Origin of the sequence: Larkinella sp. VNQ87 (assembly GCF_049445795.1) — a bacterium.
In the GTDB taxonomy this organism is placed as follows: domain Bacteria; phylum Bacteroidota; class Bacteroidia; order Cytophagales; family Spirosomataceae; genus Larkinella.
Genome location: NZ_JBMSDT010000004.1, coordinates 125,145 through 148,207, shown reverse-complemented (window position 1 = coordinate 148,207; position 23,063 = coordinate 125,145). Strand labels below are relative to the sequence as shown.

Sequence of the window (23,063 nt, the reverse complement as noted above, 5' to 3'; positions counted from 1 at the left end):
CCCAATTCGCTTCACCAACTCCTGCTGATCGACAGGCCACCAATTTAAATATTTCAAGACTAGCCCAACAATCACACCCTTTTTCAATATTTCAAAAATCTATTATTTGATTTGATTTTAAAGTGATTTTTTTTAAAAATGTAAAGAATAATCAAAAATTAGTATATTATCAAACCTATTTTATAATAATCTTTATTTATTTAGAGGAATTTACTTCAAAAGTAAACCTAACCTATTTTTCAATTTCACCATTTCTATTTTATGATTAAACATGTACACTTCAATCTTCTTTTACTCCTTCTTCCCTTCCTGAGTTTGGCTCAGCAGAAGCTCGTTCGGGGTAAGGTCATTACCGCTGAAGAACGCACGGCACTGCCCGGCGTGACGGTTTCGGTCAAAGGCAACAACCAGGTGGGTGCCGTGACCGGCGCAGAAGGTGAGTATCAAATCAACGTACCGGCGGGCGCTACCACACTCGTTTTCTCCTCCATCGGTTTCCAGACCCAGGAAATCACCATCGGTGCTCAATCGACCATCGACATTTCGCTAGCCACCGACACCAAACAGCTCTCCGAAGTAGTCGTGACCGCAGTCGGGATTGCCCGTGAAAAAAAGGCGCTCGGCTACTCGGTCAGCACGATCAACAGCAGCAAACTGGCCCAGATTTCGGAACCGGACCCGCTGCGTTCGCTGTCGGGAAAAGTCGCCGGGGTCAACATCCAGGGTTCGGGCGGGGCCGCCGGGGGGGCGACCAACATCACGATTCGCGGCAACTCCTCGCTTTCGAACAACAACCAGCCGCTGTTTGTGGTGGATGGCGTGCCGTTCGACAACTCTTCGTTCCTGACCGACGGCGGAAACCAGGGCGGAGCCAGCTTCACGAACCGGGCCTTTGACCTCGATCCGAACAACATCGAGTCGATGACGGTTCTGAAGGGGGCCGCAGCCGCAGCCCTCTACGGCTCACGGGCAGCCAACGGGGCAATCATCATTACGACGAAAAACAACAAGAAGAAGTCGAAGAAGGGGCTGGAGATTGCCTACAACACCTCGTATTCGTACGAAAAACTCGCCAAAGCGCCGGAATACCAGACCACCTACGGACAGGGTACCGAGTGGGACACGCGCTACGGGGTCTTTGGAACCTGGGGAGCGCCTTATTCCAAAATCGACTCCATCCAGCACCCGCTCGGCGTTCGGCTACCGACGATTTTTCCGGATTTGGCGAATAAAAAAGTCAAATACGAACCCTTCGGTCAGCAGAATTACGAGAATTTTTACGAACCGGGCTACGTGTATGAAAATGCCCTGAGCGTGTCGGGTGGCAGCGAGAAAGCCAGCATCACGGCCGGTTTTTCGCGCACAGCCAACAAGGGGATTGTGCCGGAAAATAAGATCAATCGAACCAGCTTCAACATCGGCGGGAACGCCCAGCTCGATAACGGTTTTTACCTGAATGGCTCGCTGAGCTACGTCAACATCGACCAGCGCTCCCCGCAGTTGACCTCCAGCATCGGGAACGGCCCCTCGGCCATCGAAATTCTGCCCTGGACGCCCAACAGCTACGACCTGACCAATTACCCGTATACCAACCCGCAAACCGGGGGCAGCATATATGACCGCGTCGGGATCGACAACCCATACTGGTCGGTGTTCAACAGTCCGTTCACGAGCAAGGTCGACCGGTACTTTGGAAAATTCACCATCGGCGTCGACGCGCTTCCGTGGCTGAACATTCAGTATACCGCCGGTTTTAACGCCTACACCGACCGTCGGCGGAGTGTCAACGGGAAGAACGGCGAGATCTACCCGAATGGGAACATCACCGATGACAATATTTACCGGCAGGAACTCGACGGCAACCTGCTGATCACGGCCACCCGGGATTTCGGCCCGGATTTCAGCCTGCGGGCCATTGTGGGCAACAACCTCAACCAGCGGATGACCGACCGGCAGGTGGTGTTCGGCGACGGCATCATTGTGCCGGGCATCAACGACCTCGACAACACCCGGATTCAGCAAACGTTCGGCGGCAACCTGATCAAGCAGCGGTTTGTGGCCTTCTTTGGTGACTTCCAGTTGTCGTACCGCAACTACGCCTTCCTGAACGTGGTGGCCCGCAACGACATTTCGTCGACGCTGCCCAAAGGCAACCGAAGCTACTTCTATCCGGGCGTCAACGGCTCGCTGGTGTTCACGGAATTGTTCAAAACCAATCCAGCCATTCTGTCCTTCGGGAAAATCCGGCTGGGTTACGCCGTCGTTGGCAACGAGGCCAGTCCGTACCAGACACAGACGATCTTCAACATCAACCCGCAGTTTACCAGCCCGGCCCCGGTCAACACGACGACGCCCTTCAACGGCATCAACCTGATGACCTACAGCGACCGGCTGGGTAGTGCGACGCTGAAGCCGGAGTTTATTCGCGAGTTTGAAGCCGGCACGGAGCTGCGGTTTTTTAAAGACCGCATCGGCATCGACCTAACGTATTACCGCAAAATCAGTACGTCTCAGATCTTCACGGTCGATGTGGCCCCCTCCTCTGGGTACCTAACGCGGGTGGTTAACCTCGGAAAAGTAAAAAACGAAGGGATCGAGCTGGGTCTGGACATCACACCGGTTCAGTTGTCGAACGGTTTCAAATGGAACATTTACACGGCATTCACCAGAAACCGGAACCTGGTGCTTGACCTTGGCGGGGCGACTGAACTCTTCTACAGCCAGGCCAATGCCACCAACACGATTGGCAGTATGCACATTGTGGGCCAGCCTTACGGTCTGATTCGCGGCAGCTATTACCTCCGCGACGATGAAGGCAACCTGCTGATTAACCCGGCCACCGGCAAAGCCATTCTGGCCGACCGGCAGGGACCGGTGGGAAATCCGAACCCGAAATTCACGATGGGCATCACCAATACCCTGACGTTCAAAGGCTTTACGCTGGGTGCCTTGTTCGACTGGAAGCAGGGTGGTGATCTGCTCTCGGTTTCGGTGGCCGAAATGCTCAGCCGGGGCAACACCCGCGATACCGAAGACCGCAACAAGGTACTGGTGCCGAAGGGAGTTCTGGGCGATCCCAACACCCGGCAACCCATCCTGACGGCCGATGGGCAGAAACAACCGAATAACATCCCGATTTCGGTCAATGAGTTCTTTTTCGGAACGGGCGCATTCAGCGGCAGTCAGGGTACGGCCGATGAGTTCCGGGTGTACGACGCCACGGTTTTCCGGCTGCGCGAAGTGTCGCTGGCCTACCAGATTCCGACCAACTGGATCGCGAAAACGCCCTTTGGCTCGGCTACCATTTCGCTCAGCGGCCGTAACCTGTGGTATAAAGCCCCCAACTTCCCCAAGTACATGAACTTCGACCCCGAAGTGAACTCATTGGGTGCAGGCAATGCCCAGGGCTTTGAGCTGGTAGCGGTTCCGACCACCAAACGCTACGGCGTCAACCTGCGCTTCACGTTCTGATCCGGCGACGCTGATGCGGTTTTCACCATTACGCTTAACGCTTGTGGAAAACCAGGTCAGCCCAGTCGTCAATCATTCGAACCTTTTTCAGTCATTGTTTACCGAAAATTTACCATGAAAAATATACTTAAACTGTTCATCGGGGCCTTTCTGGTGCTCACGTTCAGCAGTTGCAACGAATTCCTGGATATTAATGTCGATCCGAATTCGCCCTCACAACCGTCGCTGGATTTGTTGCTCCCGGCTACACAGGTGTCCATCGGTGTCCACATCGGCGGGGGCGCCACCAACCGCATCGCGACCGTCATCATGCAGCACGCGACCCAGAACGGCCCCAGCCGGTTTGACCTGACCGGGTCGACTTTCCAGACGCCCTGGAACGGCATTTATTCGGAAGCCCTGACCGACCTGGAGATCATCATCCGGGAGGGAACTGCCAAAAATCAGTGGTCGTATGTCGGGATTGCCAAATTGGAAAAAGCCTACATTTACAGTGTGCTGGTCGATCTCTGGGGCGATGTGCCGTTTTCGGAAGCTTCGAAAGGCGACGGCAACCTCAACCCGAAGTTTGAGAAAGGCGAAGACATTTACAAATCCCTGTTCACGATGATCGACGAAGCGGTTGCCGATCTGAACAAAACGCCGTACGTCTCACCGGGCAACGTCGATTTGTTTTACCGGGGCGACCGGCTGAGCTGGATTCGCATGGCGAACAGCCTGAAGCTGAAACTCCTGAATCAGATCCGGCTCGTTCCGGCCGAGCAGGCCCGCGTGAAGCAGGAGATCAACGCCCTGATTGCGGGGGGGCAGTTGATTCTGACCAACACTCAGGATTTTACATTTAAATTCGGCGCGACCGAAACACCCCAAAACCGGCATCCGATCCACATCAGCGATTACCGGGCCACCAAGGATTTCTGGATGGATCAGGGCTTTATGGAACGGCTTTATAACAACGACGACCCGCGTTTGCGGTTTTACGTCTACCGCCAGACCAACAACGCGGGCGTGAACTTTACCCGGACCAGCAACGGCTACGGCGGTCGATATACAGGCGACCCCACCGGCGCACCCGCCGACAACGCCGTTCGGGCGACGTTCGGGATTTATCCGTACGGCGGTTTGTACGACAACAACCCGATCAGCGGTCTGCCGACCACAAACGTTTTCTTAACAAACATGGGCGTCAACAGCCCGGCTAACTTCCGGGTCGTGACGACCTCCGACGGCTCCGGTGCCGGGATTTTCCCGATCATCACGGCTTCGATGGTCAACTTCATTCTGGCCGAAGCTGCCCTTACGCTCGGTACCACAGGTGATCCGAAAGAATACTATAAGAACGCCATTACGCTGAATCTCAACGCGATCAATAGCTTTGTACAGGCGCCTGGCAACTCGGGCACCGTCATGTCGACCACCACGATCACCACCTTCGTCAACGACCGACTGGCGAAATATGACGCGGCCCCGGCCAACGCGAAACTGCGGGAAGTCATGACCGAGAAATACATTTCGCTCTTCGGCAACGGCATCGAATCGTACATCGATTACCGCCGAACCGGCATCCCGACGCTGATGGCCCCAATTTCTCCATTGAATCCGTTCCCGTTGCGGTTTACGTATTCCCAACGCGAACTGAACACCAACACGGCGGCCCCGGCGCAGAACAATTTTACCACCCCGGTTTTCTGGGATTTGTAGGCCGGTGTATAGTTTATAGTCCATAGTTTATGGTTGCTGACGCACTATAAACTAAAGACTATAAACCATAAACTTAGTATCACTAACTACTGAAACGACATGAAATCTTTTGCATACCTCTCTTTACTCCTGGCGGCTTTTGTCATTTCGGACGCCTGCCAAACCAAAGACCCCATTCCGGAGGCTCCGGCTGGCGCAGTAGCTGTTGCGACGGTCAACGCCAACAAAGCGTATTTTGATGTGACCAACCTCGCCAATACGGAATTTGAATTTCAGTTGAGCGGGGAAGATTTCGGCCAGGGCGTCGGCGTCAAAGCCATCGAGGTCTGGGTGGGACTAAACAGCCCGAAAGTTACGCTGACCGCTTCAATGACGGCCTGTGGCAACGGCGTCGGTTGTTTTTATCCATCGGGCTCACTCGCTCCCCTGCCCAGCCGCCTGACGGCCAATGATAAACTGTGGAAGACGTTCTCGACCTTACCGACGACGGTGACGATCAAAGCTTCCGAAGCCGCAGCCGCCGTGGGTGTTGCGCCGACCAGCCTGGTGCTGAACGATACGTTCCAACTGAAATTTGTGGTGCAGACCAACGACGGTCGGCGGTTTGACGCCTTCCACGACGGGATTTGTGACGAAACCCGGGGGCAGGTCGGCGATTGTCGGCTCGTGATCCGGGTCGATAACAAAAAGGCGCTGTATCAGCCGTTGAAATAAATGCAGGATGGGCTGGATACAAGTTACTGGATACTAGATTTTCCACTATCAAGCATCCAGCATCAAGTATCCAGCATCCAGTATTTTCTCACCAAAAAACTGTATCTTCATCAGCAAACAGAGTGTCGTACCGGGCTTGTACCGGTACGGCTTTTTCTGCTTTCTTACCTAAACTATGAATACTCACGCAACCCGGTTGACCACCCTCGCTCTCAGCTTTTTCGCACTCAGCCTCCAGGCCCAATCCACCCTGACCAAGGAACAACAGGCGGTTTTGGCTGGTCTGGAAACTAAATCGGCCCACTACGGCACCCTGTCGAAACAGATCTGGGAGTGGGCTGAAGTCGGTTATCAGGAGCAGAAAAGCTCGGCTTTGTTGCAGGACGAACTGACGAAAGAAGGATTCTCGGTCAAAGCCGGAGTAGCAGGGATTCCGACGGCATTTGTCGCCACGTTCGGCAGCGGAAAGCCGGTCATCGGCATCCTGGCTGAATACGACGCCCTTCCGGGCATTACGCAGGATGCTGTTCCGGAACGAAAACCGCTGGAGACGAAAAAAGCCGGTCATGCCTGTGGGCATAACCTGTTCGGACCCGGTTCGGTGGCAGCCGCCATTGCGGTTAAAAACTGGATGCAGAAAACCGGCCAGAGCGGGACCATCCGGCTGTACGGCACCCCAGCCGAAGAAGGCGGCTCGGGCAAGGTGTACATGGTTCGGGAAGGACTTTTCAGCGATACCGACGTAGTGCTGCACTGGCATCCCGGCGATCGTAACGGCGCGGACCCGTCGACTTCGCTCGCCAACATTACTGCCAAATTCCGGTTTCGGGGCATTTCGGCCCACGCGGCTGCCGCACCGGATCGCGGGCGGTCGGCCCTCGACGGCGTGGAGTCGATGAACTTCATGATCAACATGATGCGGGAACACATTCCGTCGGACACCCGAATTCATTACGTCATTACAAAAGGCGGGGAAGCGCCCAACGTCGTACCGGATTTTGCGGAAGTCTATTATTACGTCCGGCACCGCAACCGGGCGGTGTTGCAGGATGTCTGGAAGCGCATGGTCAAAGCCGCCGAAGGAGCCGGTTTGGGCACCGAAACCAAGATGGAATACGAGATCATCGGGGGCGTCTACAACCTGCTGCCGGTGGCTTCCCTGGCCAAAGTGATGCACAAAAACCTCAGTATGGTCGGTGGAGTGACCTACACACCGGAAGAGACAAAATTTGCCGAAAAGCTGGCCGAAACCTTCGGAACCTCGTTTGGCTCGATCCGGAAACCGGGGGAAGCCGCTGCGGTTTCGCCGTTCTCGAACAACGATTTGCTCGGCAGTGCGTCGACGGACGTAGGCGACGTCAGTTGGGTGGTGCCCACCGTCGGCCTGTCGACGGCAACCTGGGTGCCCGGAACAGCGGCCCATAGTTGGCAGGCCGTGGCGTCGAGCGGAACGAGCATCGGCGTGAAGGGCATGATGGTGGCGGCTAAAACCCTGTCACTGACGGCTATCGACCTCTTCAAAAACCCGGCGCTGATTCAGCAGGCCCGCACCGACTGGGAGCAGGCCCGGGGCACCAATTTCACCTACGAAGCCCTGCTCGGCAACCGAAAACCGGCGCTGGACTACCGGAAGTGACGGGTTGTTACACAGAGTTTATCAGCGGAAATCAGGGTTAATCAGAGAAGCCTTTGATAACCCCTGATTTCCGCTGATAAACTCTGTGTAACAACCCTAAACACTCTTTAGAAAATAAATCGTACTTTGCAGGCTGAATTCGACCCACGGCTAACCGTCTCGGATTCAGCTAATTTTTTCTTGAGCAAATCTATTTTTATTCCTATTGACTATGAGCGAAGTAGCCACCCGATTTAAGCCCGGCGTCGTAACGGGCGAAGGCGTCTCCGAAATTTTCCGTCATGCTAACGAAAACGACTACGCCCTTCCGGCGGTGAACGTTGTCGGGACCAATTCCGTCAATGCTGTCCTGGAAACGGCCAAAGCCGTGAACTCGCCGGTGATCATCCAGTTCTCGAATGGGGGTGGTATTTTTTACGCGGGCAAGAGTCTTTCCAACGCCAACCAGCAAGCGGCCATTGCGGGCTCGATTTCGGGAGCGCTGCACATTCATAATATCGCCGAACTCTACGGCGTTCCGGTCATTCTGCACACTGATCATTGCGCCAAAAAACTGCTGCCCTGGATCGATGGGTTGCTGGAAGCCGGGGAGCGCCATTTCGACCAGACCGGCAAACCGCTGTTCAGCTCACACATGCTCGATCTGTCGGAAGAACCTATTGAGGAAAACATCGAAATCAGCGCCAAATACTTCGAGCGGATGGCGAAAATCGGCATGACGCTCGAAATCGAACTCGGCGTGACCGGTGGCGAAGAAGATGGCGTGGACAACTCCGACGTGGATGACTCCAAACTCTATACGCAGCCCTCAGAAGTGGCTTACGCTTACGAAGAACTGTTGAAAATCTCCCCGAACTTCACGATCGCGGCTGCGTTTGGAAACGTACACGGTGTTTACAAACCGGGGAACGTGAAGCTGTCGCCGATCATCCTGAAAAACTCACAAGATTTTATCCAGGAGAAATTCGGAACAGGTCCGCTGCCCGTGAACTTCGTGTTCCACGGCGGTTCGGGATCGAGCCGGGAAGAAATCCGGGAAGCCATCAAATACGGGGCCATCAAAATGAACATCGACACCGATATTCAGTGGGCCACCTGGGACGGCATCAAAAATTACTACGAAGCCAACCGCGACTACCTGCAAGGCCAGCTTGGCAACCCGACGGGCGCCGATGCCCCGAACAAAAAATACTACGATCCGCGCGTCTGGCTCCGGAAAGCTGAAGAAAGTGTCGTAGAACGCCTGAAAGTGGCTTTCGAAGACCTGAACTGCGTCAATCGCCTGGCGTAATCGTATCCACGGACTTTAGTCCGTATGAGCTAGTACAACCTTTGAGTTAATCCTCACACGGACTTAAGTCCGTGGGTACGACGGAAGCGCTGCCTCATTCGAGAGCAGCGCTTTTTTTTGTGCTTTCCGGTTCCAACCTGACCGTTCCCTCATTCGTCGGTTAAGCCATTTCTTTCGCCCGGCCAGCTTACCTTTTCATCTTTTGGAAAATCGTTTCTTACAAAACCGCCAGTTTCCGAGTGCAACTTTGAATCGTCAACCGACTAACGGGAAAGCCGAAAACCGTTCACAGAGTAGGCATGTTCAATTTTATCAATCACAAATCACACCATGAAAAAGGTAAAAAACACAGCCGCCGGGGCCATGACAGCCCTGACGAAAACCCAGGCTCAGAGCGTTCTCGGGGGCGTCGATTGTCCGGACCTGCGGGTCAACACGGGCGCCATGAAAATCAATGACGTGCTGATGAAAATCCACGCTGGTTCGATGAAAATCTGAGCACCGGACCACCCCAGGTCTCTTTTTTTATTTTCAATTCATTCCTTTCTAATTTACACACTAATATGAAAAAGCAAGTTTCAAAACTGACGTTCAAGACCGACAAAATTGTCCCGCTGTCAAAATCACAGGCCCAAAACGTAGCCGGGGGACGGCCGCAGCTCATTTCTCGCGATATCTGCGGCAGCAATACGCCCGGTTGTCCGGTAAAAATTTAAGGTAACAGGCGGATCATCGGGGATGTTCGACCGTGAACCGATGACCTCCTTCACTTTTATTGATCAGAAATCATGAAAAAGCAACTGTCAAAACTGACGCTCAAAACCGACAAAATCGTCGCCTTATCGAAAGCACAGGCCCAGCAGGTGGCCGGGGGACGGCCCGCTGCGGCTACCAAATACGCCAACGGCCAGTACTGCCCGACCAGCCTCTGAGGGTCCGGTTAAAATCTAATCGGCCCGGTCGATTCTTCAGGCAGCATCTTAATCAGGTGCTGCCTGATTTCAATAGCCTTGAATACCAGCCAACAACAACGCCATGAATACACTTCTCCCCCATCCGACTTCCGAAATAACCGGCTTATTTGACCGGGTATATCGGCACATCCGGCAACTACCCACCGACGGTAACGTGTCGCTCCTCGGCGGTCAGATGGGCTACGCGTTGCTGGAAGCGTACGCACAACAGCAGTTGGGTGAAACCGACAACACCCGGCTTTGGGAACGCATCTCGACCAGCCTGGCAGCCATTCAACAGGGCGAACTGATGCACTCTTTTGCCAATGGCATGGCCGGAGTAGCCTGGGGTTTTCTGCACCTGGACAACCAGGGATTACTGCAAGACGACGAACTGGATGCCCAGGACATTGTGGCCGATCTTGACGAACCCTTGTTTGACCTGTCGATGGAGCTGATCCTGGAAAACGAATACGACTACCTGCACGGCGGTTTGGGGGCGGTTTTGTATTTTTTGGAACGCCAGCCCTCAACCACGCGGACCTATTACCTCGAACACCTGGTGAAAGCCTTGTCTGATACCGCGATCCGATTTCCGAACGGTGATATCACCTGGCCGTTTGATGATTTCGGTCGCCGGACTGCCAACCAGCCGCCCCTCTACAATCCGGGTTTGTCACACGGCACGGCCAGTATTGTCTGCCTGCTTTGCCTGCTGTATGAACAAGGTCTGGCGCGCCCGCAATGCGATGAATTGATTCGTGGGACACTGCAATGGATGTGGAACAACCGCAACCGGTCGGGGCAAACGGTTTTTCCGACGGTGGTGCAGGAACCGCGCCAGGATCAGGACAGCCGACTCGGCTGGTGTTACGGCGACCTGGGCATTGCGCAGGCTTTCTGGCAGGCCGGGCGAACCCTCGGAAACGCCTGGTGGCAACTTATTGCCCAGGAGACGATGCTGCGGGCCGCCGACCGCCGGGATCTTCGCGACTGTCATATCTACGACGCTGGCATTTGCCACGGAGCCGCCGGGATCACGCACCTGTTCCGCCGGTTTGCCCAACGAATGCCCCACCCCGTTCTGACCGAAACCGCCGATTACTGGATGCGACAGACGCTTCGGTACGCGACTCCAGCACCGAACGAAGATGTTTTTCAGGTATACAGCCTTGAAAGTGGTCAATTCGAATCGAACCTCGGTTTGCTCGAAGGCGAGTGCAGCGTCGGACTGGTGTTGCTGGCCGAACTGGGCGTGCCTAGTCACTGGGACCGGTTTTTACTGCTCTCCTGACGCAACTTGTCGCTGGATAAAAGCCCCGCCGAACTGCCAGCTATTTACCCGAAACCGCCCGTTATGGGTTAGCACTGGCCGAACCGGGTCGCTCCGCATTACCTTTAATGCAAATCCATTACGACCGAATATCACACCATCCTGAACGTAGGGCTACTTGCGTCTTGGCCTGCTTACACGCTGTCGTTTAAGCGGAATGCTCCGATAACAACAACCCGATGAACAACTCATGGCAACGTCTTCTTTCCCAACGGCTTTTGTCCGTGTTCCGCTGGCCGGACACGCCCTCCTGGATCAGCTCGATTGGTCGACCATCGCGCAATTGATTCAGGCACCCCGGTTTCTGGAAGCTTTGTACATTGCCTCGCCCGCCCTGTACGACGAAGCTCGAAAACTCGACCTGAACCCAGACCTCGAACCGAATGAGAAAACCAGGCGAGTGCTCTATTCGCTGATCAAATATTTGTCGCGTTACGCAAGTCGCTGCACGCCATTTGGCCTGTTTAGCGGTTTTTCGACCCTGCCTATCAGCGCGGCCCCGACACAGGTCCGGATTGAGCCGGCGAAAACCCTCCGGAAAGTAACCCGGCTTGACATGAATTACCTCTGCGCACTGGCGCAGGACCTGGAGAAACACCCGGCTATTCAGCCTTATCTCCGTTTTTTTCCCAATAGCAGCCTGTACACGGTTAACGGCCAATACCGCTACGTGGCCTACCGCTACGAAGAAAATCGCCGGGTTCACCACCTGACGGGCGCGGAGCAAAATGAATACCTCGACGGAATCCTAACGCTGGCCCGCACGGGCGCGACAATCGATCAGTTGGCCGTTTCGCTTTGTACCGACGAGATTTCGGAGGAAGACGCCCGGGCGTATATTGGGCAGATTCTGGACGCTCAGTTGCTGGTCAGTGAACTCGAACCGGCGCTCACCGGCGACGATTTTCTGGCGCAGATCATCACCACCCTGCAAACAATTTATCAGCCGCATCCGGATGCCGAACTGGCTGAACTTCTTGCGTTGTTGACAGAGATCCAAACCGATCTGAAAGCCCTGGAGCAGACGGGCAGCGATTATTCGACGGAGAAATACCAGGCTATTGAACAGAAAATCAGTCGGTTATCAACTCCCTACGACCGCAAAGTTTTGTTTCAGGTCGACGCCTATTTGCCCCAAACCGAAGGCCAGTTGAACAAAGGCCTTCTGAACAAACTGATTTCAAAAATTCCAACCCTGCTGAAGCTGGTCCCACCCGGTCAGCCGACGCTCGACACGTTTCGGAATCAGTTTCTGGAAAAATACGAGGAAGAAGAAGTGCCGCTAGTGGTGGTGCTGGATCCCGAAATGGGCCTTGGCTATCCGGCGGGGCAGGCCGGAGCCGATATTTCACCCCTGATCGAAGGCATCGGGACTGGCTCCTCCGATGACAGTGAGCAGGTTAGTATTCCGTCCGAACACCGTTACCTGTTTCAGAAAATCGCCGAAGCCCAGGTGACAGGCGCGTACGAAATTGAGATTCAGGAAGATGAGTTACGGAATAGCGAAGCCAGACAAACCGCCCTGCCGCTGACCAACTCAGCGATGTTTTCCGTAATTCGGGAAGCCGGTCGGGAAAAGCTGGTGTTGAACAATTTCGACGGCATGACCGGTACCTACCTGTTGGGGCGTTTCGGCCATACCGACCCCTCAGTTCTGGAGTTGATGCGTGACATCAGCCGGGCCGAAGACGAAGCCCGGCCCGATCTGATTTTTGCCGACATTGTTCACCTGCCCGAAGCCCGAACGGGAAACATCATCATTCGCCCGCAACTGAAAACGTACCAGATCCCGTTCCTGGGAAAAGCCTCCGCCGATCCCGAACACACCCTTCCGGTGACGGATTTGATGGTACGGATGGAAGGCCAGACCATCCGGTTGCGGTCCAAATCCCTGAATAAAACCATCATTCCGCGCCTGTCGAACGCTCACTATTACGGACATCCGGACTCGCTGGACCTCTACCATTTTCTGTGTGACGTTCAGACGCAGCACCAGCGGACGACGCTCTCCTATTTCATCGGCAGCGCCAGCAAGGTTTTTCTGTTTGTGCCACGCCTGGTGCTCGATACGCTGATTTTGTCGGAAGCGCAGTGGCATTTCCGCGATTCGCACGTAAGGATGCTGGTAGCGGCTTTCAAAAAAGGCAACAACCCGGAACTCATGGGTGAACTGGGCCGCTGGCGGACGCAGTACCGGATTCCCCGGTTTATCAGTCTGGTCGACTTTGACAACGACCTGTATGTCGATCTCGAAAACCCGTGTCTGGCTGAGACGTTTGTCAACGAAATCAAATCCCGACCTTCGTTCACAATCAAGGAGTTTCTGTATCGCGCCGACTCGGCCGTAGTCGAATCGGATCAGGGGTGGCACACGAATCAGTTCGTCGTAGCTTTCCACCACCAGCTGGAAAAACCGGTAAACACACGGATTACTTCTAGGAAACCGACTCAGGATCAAGCCGTTCTGCGCAAATTCATCACCGGATCGGAATGGCTGTATTACAAGATTTACACGGGAATCAAAACCGCCGAAAAGCTGCTGACCGAGGTAATGCTGCCGCTGACCGAGCGCATCAAAACCGCCGGTTGGATCGACGGATTTTTCTTCATCCGGTATGCCGACCCCCATCACCACATCCGGTTCAGGTTTCATTTAACCGACACTCGGTTTACGGGCGAGGTCATCCGCGAACTGCACGACGCGCTGGCCCCTTACCTGGCAAACCGGAGCATCACGTCGGTGGTGACCGATACCTATAACCGCGAACTGGAGCGATACGGTTCTAATTCGATTCAAGCCGCCGAAGCGTTTTTTCACGTCGACAGCCACGCAATTCTGCAATTCCTGAGTCAGATCGAAGGCGAGGGGGGCGAAGAATGCCGCTGGCGGTTTGGCCTGAAAATGACCCACGAGCTGCTCGACTCATTCGGTTTCGACTGGCCACAACGGATCGGCTTTACCGAACAACGCGCGGCCTGGTTTGGCAAGGAATTTGGCTACAACCCGGCGCAGAAAAAGCAGTTGGATGGTCGCTACAAAGCCATTGAAACCGCCCTGCTGGAAACGCTGGACGAAACCAACGACGAGCACCGGTTTTTCTACGACCTCTGCCACGAACGCACGGAATGGCTGCACCCGATGATCAGCCATTTCCGGTCGTTACACGAGCAGGGCGCGTTGACAATGCCCCTCGATGATTTGCTTAGCAGCCTGATTCACATGACGATCAACCGACTGTTCCGGAGTCGGCAGCGGCTGGTGGAGTACGCCATTTACTTCCAATTACATAAGTATTACCGGATTACCTACGGTCGGATGAAGCACGCCCGCCCGGCTTTACTTGATCCGTCTGTTTCCGTCACCTCTTTGCTCGTTTAACCCGTTATGAGCGCATTTCTGAAAACCGTATTTGGTGGCAAAATGAGTCCTTACAGCCTAGTCGACCGGTTTCCGTACGTTCAGCAGGGCGCGATGATGGATTGCGGGCCGACCTGTCTGGCGATGGTTTTCCAGCACTACGGTGTCTCGGATGCCAAGCATGTGCTGACCAAATTGTCGGACATATCGCAGGAAGGTTCAAGCCTGTACACACTGATGGAGGTGGCCGAAAGTTTTGGTTGCAAAGCCGAAGGTTACGAACTGGATTATCCGTACCTGCAACAGATTCAATTGCCCTGCATTGCCCATTACGAAGGCCAGCATTTTGTGGTCGTCTACGAAGCTACCGATACCTTCGTTCGGGTAGCCGACCCGGCTTTCGGCAAGGTGAAATATTCCCGGGAAGAATTTCAGAACAAGTGGAGCGGCATTGTGCTGGAGCTGAAACCGACCGAGGAATTTTACAAAAACGAGGAGTTGACGGAAGCCATTCAGCAGCAGAAAACTGAGAAAAAATCCATTTTCCAACAGTTGTATTTACCGATTTTGCGGGAAAACAAGAAGGTGCTGGGCGAGATTTTTCTTTTCTCCCTCCTGCTCGAACTCGTCGGGCTGGTGTTGCCGCTGTTTACGCAAACGATGCTCGACAATGTGCTGGTGAATCAGAACAGAAAGCTCCTGATCGGGATTCTGGCGGGGTTAATGCTGGTGTTTGTCGTGCAGGTGGTACTGACATACACCCGCAGCATGTTGATGGTGCATTACCGGTTTCGGTTCGAGATGGACTTCATGACGAAGTTTTTCGACCGGATGATTTCGCTGAAACAAAAGTACTACGACAACCGCAAGCGCGAGGAGTTCATGGCGCGGTTTCAGGAAGGCATCGGCATCCGGCAGTTTACCAATCCGGTCATCATCCAGCAGTTCCTGGATGTGTTCTTCATGCTGATTTACTTCCCAATTCTGTTCTGGTTCAGCCGCTTACTCGGAACCATCGCCCTGAGTTGTTTTGTGGCTTACGGCCTCACGACGACGTATTTCATTCCGATCATCAAGAATCTGCGCTCGAAAGTTTACCACAAAAACCAGGCGTCGCTGGGCGGTTTTCTGGATGCCTTGCTCGGGATCAAAACCGTGAAGTTGTTGTCACTGGAAAAATATAAACTGGTTCGCTGGAAGCACCTGCACCGCGAGTCCATCAACTCGGTGATGCAGGACGAACAACGGCAGATTCTGATCAATTCGCTGCAAAAACTTATCTTCATTTTTAGCCAGGTGGCGGTTTTCTGGGTGGGCGCGTACGAAGTCTTTACCGGACAACTCAGCATCGGGCAATACATGGCCTTCACGTCCATTTTCATGACCGTCATGAACGCTGTCAACAGCGTTAGTGCGCTCTGGATGATGGTCACGCAGGTGAGCGTTAGTTTCGAAAAGATCAATGAGATTTTCCTGGAAGAACGCGAAGAGACAAATTACCAGGCAACAAACAACAGCTTTTCCGCCGGTCGCATCCGGCTCGAAAATGTCTCGTTCCGGTATAACCAGCGCGATGAGAAATACATTCTAAAGGACTTGAACTGCGAAATCCGGAAAGGCGAACGGATTGGCATTGTCGGACGTAACGGGGCCGGGAAATCGACCTTCGTAAAGCTGCTCGTCAACCTCTACCCGGATTACGAAGGCAAGATCTGGTGCGACAACCAGGAGATGCGGACCATTCACCCGAAAGTGCTGCGCAACCACGTTTACCTCTTCCCGCAGGACACCTACGTGTTCAACGACACCATCAAGGAAAACATCCGCTGCGCCAACCTCTCGGCCACAACCGAGCAGGTGGTGGAAGCCGCCCGACTGGCCGATCTGCACCCGTTTGTCAAGAGCACCCACCTGGGTTACAACCAGATGGTCGGCAACTTCGGCAGCAACCTGTCGGGCGGTCAGGTGCTGAAAATCGGGTTTGCCCGACTTTTTGTCACCAATTCCGACCCCGACATCATCATCCTGGACGAAGCCAGCAGTGCCCTGGACGTGGAAACCGAACGACGGATTCTGAACAACATCTACGAACGCTACGCGGGTAAAACCATCATTTCGATTGCCCACCGGCTGCATACGCTCAAAGCCGTCGACCGGATTCTGGTGTTCGATCAGGGCACCATTACCGAACAGGGAAGCCATTCGGAACTGCTCGACAAAGGCGGTATTTACTACGAATTTATGAAAACCTACGTGGAGTAACTTAGTAATCCATGAACACGATTCTGCACGATCTGAACGAAACGCAGTACGAAGACCTGTATCACGTCGACGACGCTCCGCTGGCCGATTTGCGGGTTAAAGCCCTGCGCCGGATGGGCTGGTGGGCGGTTATGTTGGTGGCCGCCGGGATTACGCTCGGCTTTGTGCTGGTCCTGCCCGATACAATACCGACCTCCTTCATCCTCAAGTCGGAACGAGCGGAAGAGATATATCGATTTCCCTCCACGGTGTACATCGAACGGCTGTTTGTCAAGCCGGGCCAGAAAGTGAAAACCGGGGATGTGCTGCTCGAACTGAGCGCTCCGGACATTGCCGCTTTGACGCAGGAACTGGCTTCGGCCCGGGCGAATGTTGCCACGTTCAAACGCTTCCGGACGGCTTCGGCCACCCACGAACGATCCGTGATCGACGTCAACATCCGGCGGTTGCGCGAAGACATCGCCCTCAAGGAGTCACAAGTACTGATGAACGAGCAGAAGTGGGCCGCCGAATCGGTCCGGCTGGCGTACGACGTGCAGGAAACCGCCCGGCTTCTAACCATCAACCGGCAGTTTTACAAGGACGGTGATATCAGCAAAAACGACCTGAACGCCATCGAAGCCAACCAGGTACGGGCCAAAAGCGCCTATGACGTCGCTTACCAGAACTACCTCGACACGCGCAGCACGCTCAAGCGCCAGATGACGGCCCAGCAACTGGAAATCAAGGCCCTGGAAAACCAACTGGCGAAAAGTACGGTCGATCTGCAACTGGAAGATGCCCAATTAAACACCGCGCTGGCGACCACCCGCAGACGCATTGAAGGCGCTTATGGCACCTTCGAAATGACCGAAAACAACCATTTGCGACTCAAAGCGACCCGCAACGGCACGGTTTCGTTCGTCTTCGAGGGCGACAAGGAAGCCCTGGCCGGATCGATTTTGCTCAAGCTAATTTACGAAGATGCCCCCCTCTATGCCCACACGCAGGTCAACTCCTCCCAAATCGGCAAAATCCGGGAGAGTCAGTCGGTCGTGCTGAAAGTGGACGCTTACCCGGTTTACGAATGGGGCCCGGCTTACGGAACCGTCAGCAATGTGTCGTTTACGCCCGACGAAAAGGGCCAGTTCAACGTCCAGATTCGGGTGACCGATGAAGCGCATCTGAAACGGATGCTCCGGATCGGGATGCGGGGGAAAGCCGACGTGATCACCGACGAACGGACGGTTTTTGGGCACCTGTTCCGCAAGTTTCGAAAAACCGTGAGTACAATGGTAGACTAGCAAAGCCAGCTATCAGATTGACAACAGGCTAAGACTATTTCGCAGCTTGTTTCCTCAAACATCCTGGTCAGAATGCATTTATTTTTGCCTGTTTATTCTCAACTTGAACAGAATCGCGAATCTCTAAAAACTAACCAAGATTTTGCCGTTAACTTACTAGATGGTGTAGCACTCCAACACGTTTATTGCGTATCTTAAGCAGACTACTCGAAGCGTGTTATGAAAACTTTATCGTTATTATCCGGGACGCTCAATTTAGTGTCTCTCTCCCGCCGGTTTACTACCACAAAAACGTGTCCTTATTGCGGACGTGATCAATCAGCGGCCGAACGCATTCCCCGTTCGATGCTAACCCGCATCTTACTTTTTTTCACGACCAACCGTTCTTATCGCTGTCAGGGCTGCCGGAAAACCTTTATAAAAATAGGCAGTGACTGATCTTAACCAAACTCGGTAAGCCAGTTTGGTTATTGCCTTTTATTAATCATACCGTGACCGTTTCAACAACTGGTTATTTAGAAAAAAGGCGTATATAGCCAGACAATTTATTTCTGATAATACCACAAAAGCCTGATTTTATCTCAGGCTTTTGTAATGAATTTGTGCCTTTTCAAACCCGGAGTTATTTTACATAAGGTAACTTCCGTGGAATGGTGTAGACATCCGTTTGCCGCCCATCGATGTACCGAAAACGTTGCCCGTCGAAAAAACCGTCTTCTTCAAGCATGATCCGAACGGTTTTCTTCCATTCGGAAATCTCGACGGCGGCATTCAATTCAATTGAGTAGGCTGTATTCGGTAGCAACGGATAATCGCCTGAGCCCGGAACGCCCTGCTGCTGGTCCCACAGCCCGATGGTCGGGCCAGCCGCGTGGCCGTGAACGCCAATCGGGTGTGTGTAGATAGTTCCTTTAATGCCTTCTTTCTTCGCCTGTTCCAACGCTTCCAGCAACAACTGGTTACCGGTTTTTCCGGCTTTGTAGCGCTCGGTCAGAATATCCTGCAAGCGGTTGCCCTGCTGAAAGGCCTTGCGGATGGCCTCTGGTACCTCAGTTTCGCCGGGCCGCAGGACGTAGGCGTGTTGCTGCTGGTCAGTATTCAGCCGCAAATACGTAATGCCGAAGTCGACGTGCAGCAGATCGCCGGGCATGATCACCTGGCCGGTGGGTCGTTTGGAGAACGTACGCAGGTGCTCAAACTCCTGTTTATCCGCCCGTTGCACATCGACGGTCGGGTGAAACCAGGTCTCCAGGCCCAGGTCGGTAATCCGCTGCCGGAACCACCAGACCACATCGTCGGTGGTCGTCACGCCCGGCTGGATCACCTGCTCCGAAAAGCCTTCCTGAATAATTTGGTGCGACAGTCGGCAAATCAATGGGTAAACCGCCATCTCCTTCTCAGTCCGGGTTTCAAGCCAGCCGACTGCCAGCCGTTCGGCCGGAACGACCCGCTTTTGGTACTCGACCGGGAGTTTTTCCAGAAATTCGCTGTGTTCGGTAAAGGTCAGCCCGTCGGCGTGGGCGTAGTTTTTGGAAAAGTTCAGGCCAATCTTCTTCGGTTTCCGGTCCTGAATGATTTTGACCAGCGCTTCCCACTGATTGGGCCGCACGTCAATGTCCCAGGCACCTTTGAGCAGATTGCCCACATCGTAGCGGGCGATGGCCAGTTTTTCCAGTTCTTTTCCCTCGCCCGAGTCGTAAAAAACGAGGATCGTCCGGCGTCGGGCCGAGAGCCAGGTGCTGGGCAGCATGGTTTTCAACACCGGGTCTTCGTTGTATTCCCGCGAGATCAGCACCCAAAGGTCGATGCCTTCCCGGCGCATCAACTGCGGCAACAGATTGGTAAACCGGTCTTCGAGAATTTCATCCACGACCCGCGCCCGCTCGCGTTCGGTCAGAATGGCGGAGGGCGAAAGCGGCTGGGCGGTAGCGCCCGTCAGGATCAGCAAAAGTAAAAACAGCAGGCAGTAACGGTGGAGCATAGTTGATGAAAAATGTTATAATTTCTTAAAAATACGGTTTTTTCAACCTGAGCGGGCAACCGGAAGCCTTATTTCCGCATCTTGCCCATAAAACCGGCCAATCTCGCCGTTCGTCCGGTTGCCAGTAGCGCAAACCGGCAAAATTTGCTAGCTTTCTTCCTGACTATACAACCTGCCACCATGAACCGTCTGTTTACGCTCCTGATCGCGCTTAGTTGTCTGCAAACGGGCCTGGCCCAGGGCATCCGGGGAACGATCAAAACCGCCCAGGGCGAGGTCCTCCCCTACGCAGCCATCGTTGTTAAAGGCACTTCCAACGGGACCATTACCAATGCCGAAGGACGTTATGAAGTCGCCCTAAAACCGGGCAAACACACCATTGTGTTTCAATACCTTGGTTTTCAGGCGCAGGAAAAAACCGTCGAAATCGGCAGCGGCTGGGAGACCATCGACGTAACGATGCAGGAGCAGGCATATCGTCTGGAAGAAGTGCAGGCCCGGCAAGGGAAGGAAGACCCCGCCTACAGCATCATGCGCCGGGCCATTGCCAAAGCCCGGTACCACGAGTTGCAGGTGATGAGCTACACGGCCCGCGCCTACACCAAAACCTCCTTTACAGTGACCGACCTGCCGATGCAGTTTATGTACCGGAAACAGCTGAAGGAAGCGGAAAAAGAAGGCTTTAAGATCGGCGTGCCAATGCTGTACGAGTCGGTTTCGGAAGTGACGTTCAAACAGCCCAACACCTACCGGCACCGGATTATGGCGACCCGGAATTCGTTGGGTGATAACGTGTCGGTCAGCGATTATTTCCTGACCAGTTTCTACCGCCCGGAGGTCAACAACGCGGTGTCGCCCCTGTCACCGAAAGCCTTTGCTTATTATAAATTTGAATACCAGGGCACGTTCAGTGAACGCGGCATTGACGTGAGCAAAATCCGCGTGACCCCGAGAGCCTACGGCGAGGGCGTTTTCCGGGGTACCATTTTTATCATCGAAAACAGTTGGGCGATCCACAGCCTGCAACTCGAAACTCGCAACCCGCTGGGCTTCGACATCAAAATCCGGCAGGTCTACAGCCCCGTACAAAACGTCTGGTTACCCGTCAACCAGCGGTATGATCTGGAAGGCCGCATCATGGGAGCCGCCGGGGAAGCGCATTTTGTGATCAATCAGACATTCAGCAAGTTGCAGGTCAACCCGGCGTTTGTGGAAGAGGTTAAAATTATTGATGAGAAGCTGGAAAAACCGACGGTCAAATTGTCCAACAAAGACATCAAAGGCCAGAAGTTGGAAGACCGGATTGCCCAACAGAAGGAATACTCGGCCAAAGATTTCCGGAAGCTGCTGAAAGAATACGAAAAACAGGAGTACCAGGAGAAGAAGGAGCGCAAGGAAGAAGTCGAGGTGTCGCGCAACGATTCGACGATCATCGACTCGCTGGCCAAAAAGCGCAGCAATGCCTACTGGGATTCGCTGCGAGCGGTTCCGCTGACGACGGCTGAGATGAAGAGCTACGTGAAGCGGGATAGTTTGCAGATTGTTCGGAAAATCGAGGTGCAGAAAGACAGCACCAAAGCCGCCAAAGACTCGACGCGAAAAAACCGGGCCAGCAAGACCTTCCAGCCGGGTCAGTTGATCGGGGGTAATACCTGGAATTTCAGCAAACGAACGGCCCTGACCTGGGACAGCCCACTCGAAAAAATTTACTACAACACCGTCGAGGGCTACACTTTCGATCTGGGGCTCCGGCTGCGGTATCACCTCCGAAAACCGCAACGCGACTCGACCCGCCGACGGGAAGCCTACAAGCCCACGCCCAACCTGACGCTGGGCGGAGCCGGGCGCTACGAATTTGGGCTGAAACGCTTCATCGGTACGGGCGGTCTTGCGTATACGTACAAAGGCACCCATATTGGCCTGACGGGCGGGCGCTGGGTGAACCAGTTGAACCCGAACGAACCGATCAGTCCGTTTTTGAACTCGCTGACAACGCTGCTGTTTGAACGGAACTTTGCCAAATTCTACCAGCGCGATTTCCTGCGGCTTCAGGTGGGTGCCAAACCGTTCCAAAACCGCTTCAACGTATCGGGCAGCCTGGAATACGCCGAACGCACCGAACTGATGAATTATAGGGAAAATCTGAAACCGTGGTTCGACTGGAACCAGTATAGCTACACGCCCAACCGGCCGACGAATGCGGAACGGGGTTCGGGCGGTTTTCCGCTGCATCAGGCGCTGGTGCTGAACCTGGCGGTTTCGGGCAAACTGGCCGCCACCCAGTACCGCATCCGGAACGGTCGGCGCGTGGCCAGCCGGAACACCAGCCCCGAGCTGATGCTGAACTACCGCAAAGGCATTCCGTTTACGTCAGGCTCGGTAGAAGCCAGCGACGTGGATTATGATTTTGTGCAGGCTGGACTTAGCCATTCGTTCGAAACCGGGATTCGCAGCCGCTTGAGTTACAACGTATCGGCGGGCGGTTTTCTGAACGACAAGGCAGTCTTTTTCCCGGATTTCAAGCATTTTCAGGGCAATGAATTTTTCCTCCAGCAAGGCGACCCGACGGCCATTTTCCGGATGTTGCCTTATTACCAGTATAGCACTGGCAAGCGGTTTGTGGAAGGTCACGTTCTGATGGAATACCGCAAGTTTCTGATCACGCAACTGACGCTGGTGCGGCTGACGGGCCTGAAAGAAAACCTGTTCGTTCACTACCTCGGCACACCCAACTCCCGCAACTATACCGAGGTGGGCTACGCGCTCGACGGCCTGATTCCCGGCATTTTCCCCTTCTTCCGGGTCGAGGTCATTTCGCAGTGGCAGGACTGGCAGTACCAAAAGCTCGGTTTCCGGATCGGCACGACGCTGAAATTCCGGTAAGCCCCCACCTATTCCGTCGTCCCGCCCCTCCAACCCCGCCAGGGGTTGACTGTGGATAACCCCGGACTGTGTCCGGGGCATCCCAACCGCAACACAACCCGCCCCCCAACCCCGCAGGAGTTGGGCGGTTGGGGTGTATGTCTATATCTTTAATCGTCTTTTAACGACAATTTTAGACGGTTTAAATCCCGGCACGT

Annotated in this window: 14 protein-coding genes; 13 read left to right on the top strand and 1 reads right to left on the bottom strand. The window is 54.2% G+C overall.

Annotated elements, in window-relative coordinates; translation table 11 throughout:
- Positions 1-261: 261 nt before the first annotated feature.
- The 12 genes from ACO2Q8_RS08060 to ACO2Q8_RS08005 all read left to right on the top strand — a co-directional run bounded on the left by ACO2Q8_RS08060 (position 262) and on the right by ACO2Q8_RS08005 (position 18,002).
- Complete coding sequence (locus ACO2Q8_RS08060) at positions 262-3,471, top strand: SusC/RagA family TonB-linked outer membrane protein (protein ID WP_423344278.1); 3,210 nt, start codon at positions 262-264, stop codon at positions 3,469-3,471.
- A 114-nt stretch (positions 3,472-3,585) separates the two neighbouring features.
- Complete coding sequence (locus ACO2Q8_RS08055) at positions 3,586-5,172, top strand: SusD/RagB family nutrient-binding outer membrane lipoprotein (protein ID WP_423344277.1); 1,587 nt, start codon at positions 3,586-3,588, stop codon at positions 5,170-5,172.
- 99 nt (positions 5,173-5,271) lie between these two features.
- Entirely contained in the window at positions 5,272-5,886 is a 615-nt protein-coding gene (locus tag ACO2Q8_RS08050; RefSeq protein ID WP_423344276.1) for a hypothetical protein, read from the top strand.
- Between the two features lie 175 nt (positions 5,887-6,061).
- On the top strand, positions 6,062-7,522 hold the full coding sequence (locus tag ACO2Q8_RS08045; RefSeq protein ID WP_423344275.1) for a M20 family metallopeptidase: 1,461 nt from the start codon (positions 6,062-6,064) through the stop codon (positions 7,520-7,522).
- A 211-nt stretch (positions 7,523-7,733) separates the two neighbouring features.
- Positions 7,734-8,813 carry a class II fructose-bisphosphate aldolase gene (fbaA, locus tag ACO2Q8_RS08040; protein WP_423344274.1) on the top strand — a complete coding sequence of 360 codons (1,080 nt, stop codon included), beginning with the start codon at positions 7,734-7,736 and terminating at the stop codon, positions 8,811-8,813.
- 330 nt (positions 8,814-9,143) lie between these two features.
- Positions 9,144-9,311, top strand: a complete 168-nt coding sequence (locus ACO2Q8_RS08035; protein WP_423344273.1) for a hypothetical protein — start codon at positions 9,144-9,146, stop codon at positions 9,309-9,311.
- Positions 9,312-9,376: 65 nt separating this feature from the next.
- A complete protein-coding gene (locus ACO2Q8_RS08030) occupies positions 9,377-9,529 on the top strand; it encodes a class I lanthipeptide (RefSeq protein WP_423344272.1) in 153 nt (50 codons plus the stop codon).
- Between the two features lie 72 nt (positions 9,530-9,601).
- Positions 9,602-9,745: a class I lanthipeptide gene (locus ACO2Q8_RS08025; RefSeq protein ID WP_423344271.1), complete on the top strand. Its 144-nt coding sequence runs from the start codon at positions 9,602-9,604 to the stop codon at positions 9,743-9,745.
- A 103-nt stretch (positions 9,746-9,848) separates the two neighbouring features.
- Positions 9,849-11,060, top strand: coding sequence for a lanthionine synthetase C family protein (locus ACO2Q8_RS08020; RefSeq protein ID WP_423344270.1), 1,212 nt, complete (start codon positions 9,849-9,851; stop codon positions 11,058-11,060).
- A 229-nt stretch (positions 11,061-11,289) separates the two neighbouring features.
- A complete protein-coding gene (locus ACO2Q8_RS08015; protein ID WP_423344269.1) occupies positions 11,290-14,478 on the top strand; it encodes a lantibiotic dehydratase in 3,189 nt (1,062 codons plus the stop codon).
- A gap of 6 nt (positions 14,479-14,484) precedes the next feature.
- Entirely contained in the window at positions 14,485-16,719 is a 2,235-nt protein-coding gene (locus ACO2Q8_RS08010; protein ID WP_423344268.1) for a peptidase domain-containing ABC transporter, read from the top strand.
- An 11-nt stretch (positions 16,720-16,730) separates the two neighbouring features.
- Entirely contained in the window at positions 16,731-18,002 is a 1,272-nt protein-coding gene (locus ACO2Q8_RS08005) for an HlyD family secretion protein (protein WP_423344267.1), read from the top strand.
- A gap of 622 nt (positions 18,003-18,624) precedes the next feature.
- Here ACO2Q8_RS08005 and ACO2Q8_RS08000 read toward each other — a convergent pair.
- The gene (locus ACO2Q8_RS08000; protein WP_423344266.1) at positions 18,625-19,983 is read right to left on the bottom strand and encodes a M24 family metallopeptidase; all 1,359 of its coding nucleotides are present in this window, start codon (positions 19,981-19,983) and stop codon (positions 18,625-18,627) included.
- A gap of 180 nt (positions 19,984-20,163) precedes the next feature.
- Between ACO2Q8_RS08000 and ACO2Q8_RS07995 the strand changes: the two genes are divergently transcribed.
- The gene (locus ACO2Q8_RS07995; protein WP_423344265.1) at positions 20,164-22,866 is read left to right on the top strand and encodes a DUF5686 and carboxypeptidase regulatory-like domain-containing protein; all 2,703 of its coding nucleotides are present in this window, start codon (positions 20,164-20,166) and stop codon (positions 22,864-22,866) included.
- The last annotated feature ends 197 nt before the right edge of the window (positions 22,867-23,063 follow it).